Source organism: Variovorax sp. 20P10.2.4 (assembly GCF_058244205.1).
The window spans coordinates 1-4,131 of record NZ_JBZAYE010000629.1; the positions used below are offsets into that span (position 1 = coordinate 1).

At 71.4% G+C, this 4,131-nt stretch carries 4 protein-coding genes; all 4 read left to right on the forward strand.

The features are described 5' to 3' along the window. Positions 1–189 precede the first annotated feature (189 nt). Positions 190–1,173, forward strand: coding sequence for a Bug family tripartite tricarboxylate transporter substrate binding protein (locus tag AC27VN_RS34535; protein ID WP_490879511.1), 984 nt, complete (start codon positions 190–192; stop codon positions 1,171–1,173). A gap of 16 nt (positions 1,174–1,189) precedes the next feature. After that, on the forward strand, positions 1,190–2,260 hold the full coding sequence (locus AC27VN_RS34540; protein WP_490879512.1) for an amidohydrolase family protein: 1,071 nt from the start codon (positions 1,190–1,192) through the stop codon (positions 2,258–2,260). Next, positions 2,253–2,936: a 4-carboxy-4-hydroxy-2-oxoadipate aldolase/oxaloacetate decarboxylase gene (gene ligK, locus AC27VN_RS34545; protein WP_431511448.1), complete on the forward strand. Its 684-nt coding sequence runs from the start codon at positions 2,253–2,255 to the stop codon at positions 2,934–2,936. The genes AC27VN_RS34540 and ligK overlap by 8 nt, the downstream gene beginning before the upstream one ends. Before the next feature lie 113 nt (positions 2,937–3,049). Further along, positions 3,050–4,131: putative DNA modification/repair radical SAM protein (locus tag AC27VN_RS34550; protein WP_490879513.1), on the forward strand; the 1,082-nt coding region annotated here is incomplete at its 3' end.

Here is a 4,131-nt window from a genome sequence, read left to right on the forward strand (position 1 = left end):
CGGCGGTGCCGAAGGCATCGAGGATGGCGAGCGAACGCGCCACCGCGGTCACGCCCTCCGCGCGCGGCACGGGCTTGGCGGTGCGGGTGGGAGCGCGTGCGGAGGAGGCCATCGTTTCGCGGAGTGGAACGGCATTGTGCGGCCGCGTTGCGAATCCTAGGCTCGCGGCTTTCCGCAGGAGACTCGCTCATGACATCCACCGCCCCGCTGCGCCGCCGCCTTGGCGCGCTCTTCCTGGCCTGCCTCGCCGCGCCCTCGCTGGCGCTCGCGCAGGCGCCGTATCCGAGCAAGCCGATCCGGCTGGTCGTGCCCTTCGCGGCCGGCGGCGCGGTCGACACCGTGGGCCGCGTGGTCGGCGAGCGGCTGTCGACGCAGATGGGCCAGCCGGTGATCGTCGACAACCGGCCCGGCGCCAACGCCAACATCGGCACCGAGAACGTCGCGCGCTCGGCGCCCGACGGCTACTCGCTCCTGGTGGCGGCCAACGGCGTGGTGACCAACAACACGCTCTATCCCAAGCTGTCGTTCAACGGCCTGCGCGACTTCGTCGCCGTGGCGCGCCTGGGCTATGCGCCGCTGGTGCTGGTGGTGCCGGCCAGCGCGCCCTACAAGACCGTGCCCGAGCTGCTCGCGGCCGCGCGCGCCAAGCCCGGCGACATGAGCTACGGCTCGGCCGGCAACGGCAGCTCGGGCCACCTGGCCGGTGCGCTGCTGGCCTCGGTCGGCAAGTTCGATGCGCTGCACGTGGCCTACAAGGGCGGCTCGCCCGCGCTGGTCGACCTGATCGCGGGGCGCACCTCGTTCATGCTGCTGAATCCGCTCGAGGTGCTGCCGCACATCCAGTCGGGCCGGTTGCGCGCGCTGGCGGTCAGCGGCGCCCAGCGCGCGCCGATGCTGCCGAACGTGCCCACCATGGCCGAGGCCGGCCTGCCGAACTTCGACGCCAGCGTCTGGTGGACCCTGCTCGCGCCGGCCGGCACCGCGCCCGAGGTGGTCGCCAAGCTCAATGCCGAGACGCGCAAGGCGCTGGCCGATGTCGGCACGCGCGAGAAGCTGGGCGCGCTCGGCGCGGTCATCACGCCCTCGAGCCCGCAGGAGGCCGCGGCCTTCCTCAAGAGCGAATCGGCCAAGTGGGAGCAGGTGATCCGCGCGGCCGACATCAAGGCCGACTGAGCACGGCGTCGACCTCATGATCATCGACTGCCACGGCCACTACACCACCGCGCCGGCCGCGCTCGAGGCCTGGCGCCGGCGCCAGGTCGAGGCCTTCGGCACGGGGCGGCCCGCGCCGGCCGCGTCCGAGCTGCGCATCGGCGACGACGAGCTGCGCGAATCCATCGAGGGCAACCAGCTGCGGCTGATGGACGAGCGCGGCATCGACCTCACCGTCTTCAGCCCGCGCGCGAGCTTCATGGCGCACCACGTCGGCGACTTCGCGGTGTCGTCCGCATGGGCCGCGATCTGCAACGAGCTGTGCCACCGCGTGAGCGCGATGTTCCCCGAGCGCTTCGCGGGCGCGGCCATGCTGCCGCAGTCGCCGGGCGTGCCGGTCGCCTCGTGCATCGCCGAGCTCGAGCGCTGCGTGCGCGACTACGGCTTCGTCGGCGTCAACCTCAACCCCGATCCTTCGGGCGGCTTCTGGAACAGCCCGCCGCTGACCGACCGCCACTGGTATCCGCTGTACGAGAAGATGGTCGAGCTCGACGTGCCGGCCATGATCCACGTGAGCACCAGCTGCAACGCCTGCTTCCACACCACGGGCGCGCACTACCTCAATGCCGACACCACGGCCGTGATGCAGTGCATCCAGGGCGACCTGTTCGCCGACTTCCCCACCTTGCGCTTCGTGATCCCGCATGGCGGCGGCGCCGCGCCCTACCACTGGGGGCGCTTTCGCGGCCTGGCGCAGGAGATGAAGAAGCCGCCGCTCGCGCAGCACCTGCTGAAGAACCTGTTCTTCGACACCTGCGTCTACCACCAGCCGGGCATCGACCTGCTCGCGCGCGTGATCCCGGTCGAGAACATCCTGTTCGCCTCCGAGATGATCGGCGCCGTGCGCGGCATCGATCCCGAGACCGGCCACTTCTACGACGACACGCGGCGCTACATCGAGGCCGCCGCGCTGAGCGCCGAGCAGCGCGCGCATGTCTACGAAGGCAATGCGCGCCGCGTCTTTCCCCGGCTCGATGCGCAGCTGAACGCGCGCGGCCGGCTATTCGATCCCCAATCTCATTCCACCCAAGGAGCCCGCCATGCATGAACTCGGCGTCGTCCATCGCCACATCGAACGCGCCGACGCGCAGGTCGTCGACGCCCTCGCGGCCCTGGGCTCGGCCACGGTGCACGAGGCCATGGGCCGGGTCGGCCTGCTCGCGCCGTACATGCGGCCGATCTATCCGGGCGCGCAGGTCAGCGGCAGCGCCGTCACCGTGCTGCTGCATCCGGGCGACAACTGGATGCTGCATGTCGCGGCCGAGCAGATCCGCCCCGGCGACATCGTGGTGGCGGCCGTCACCGCGCCGAGCAGCGACGGCTTCTTCGGCGACCTGCTGGCCACCAGCTTCCAGGCCCGCGGGGCGCGCGCGCTGGTGATCGACGGCGGCGTGCGCGACGTGCGCACGCTGCAGCAGATGGGCTTCCCGGTCTGGAGCAAGGCCATCAGCAGCAAGGGCTGCGTGAAGGCCACGCTGGGCTCGGTCAACATCCCGGTGGTCTGCGCCGGCATGTCGGTGCAGCCCGGCGATGCGATCGTGGCCGACGACGACGGCGTGGTCTGCGTGCCGCGCGCGATGGCCGCGGCCACGCTCGAGAAGGCGCGCCAGCGCGAGGCGCTGGAGACGTCGAAGCGCGAGAAGCTCGCGAGCGGCGTGCTCGGGCTCGACATGTACGACATGCGGCCGGCGCTGGCGGCGGCGGGGCTGCGCTACATCGACTGAAAGGGCGCGGCGGGCAATGCCCGACCCGCGCGCATGGCCGCAGGGCCATCGGGGCGACGGGACGGTTAACATCTGTATAAAAGTACAGTGTTTCCCGCCCGCCTGCCCACTCCATGGACCTCCAGCACAAGCTCGCCATCCTGGCCGATGCCGCCAAGTACGACGCCTCCTGCGCGTCGAGCGGCTCGCAGCCGCGCGACTCGGTGGGCGGGCGCGGCATCGGCTCGACCGAGGGCATGGGCATCTGCCACAGCTATGCGCCCGACGGCCGCTGCATCTCGCTGCTCAAGGTGCTGCTGACCAACCACTGCCAGTACGACTGCCTCTATTGCGTGAACCGCGCCTCGAGCAACGTGCCGCGCGCGCGCTTCCGCGCCGAGGAGGTGGTGCAGCTCACGCTCGACTTCTACCGCCGCAACTGCATCGAGGGGCTGTTCCTCTCGAGCGGCATCGTCAAGTCGCCCGACCACACGATGGAGCAGGTGGTCGAGGTCGCGCGCTCGCTGCGCGAGGACCACGACTTCCGCGGCTACATCCATCTCAAGACCATTCCCGATGCCAGCGACGAGCTGATCGCGCGCGCCGGCCGCTATGCCGACCGGCTCAGCATCAACGTCGAGATGCCGACCACCGAGGGCCTGCAGGCGCTGGCGCCCGAGAAGGACGAGAGCGCGATCCGGCGCTCGATGGCGCGGCTGCGTTTGCAGATCGACGACACGCGCGAGGAGGCGCGCCGCGTGGTGCCGATCCGCGCGCTGCCGGGCGCGACGCCCGTGGCCGCGAAGCCGCCGCCGTTCGCGCCCGCGGGCCAGAGCACGCAGATGATCGTGGGCGCCGACGCCACCGACGACCGCGCCATCCTCGCGACCAGCGCCACGCTCTACGGCGCCTACCGGCTGCGCCGCGTCTACTACTCGGCCTTCAGCCCGATCCCCGACGCGGCGCGCGCGCTGCCGCTGGCCGCCCCGCCGCTGATGCGCGAGCACCGGCTCTACCAGGCCGACTGGCTGATGCGCTTCTACGGCTTCGAGCACGGCGAGATCGTGGCCGAGCGCGACGGCCTGCTGCGGCTCGACGTCGATCCCAAGATGGCCTGGGCGCTCGCGCATGCGGAACGCTTTCCGGTCGACCTCAACCATGCGCCGCGCGAGCTGCTGCTGCGCGTGCCGGGCCTGGGCGTGAAGGCGGTCGATCG

Coding starts and splice junctions, on each gene's coding strand:
- ligK (WP_431511448.1), top strand. CDS start 2,253: ATGCATGAACTCGGCGTCGTCCATCGCCACATCGAACGCGCCGACGCG.
- AC27VN_RS34535 (WP_490879511.1), top strand. CDS start 190: ATGACATCCACCGCCCCGCTGCGCCGCCGCCTTGGCGCGCTCTTCCTG.
- AC27VN_RS34540 (WP_490879512.1), top strand. CDS start 1,190: ATGATCATCGACTGCCACGGCCACTACACCACCGCGCCGGCCGCGCTC.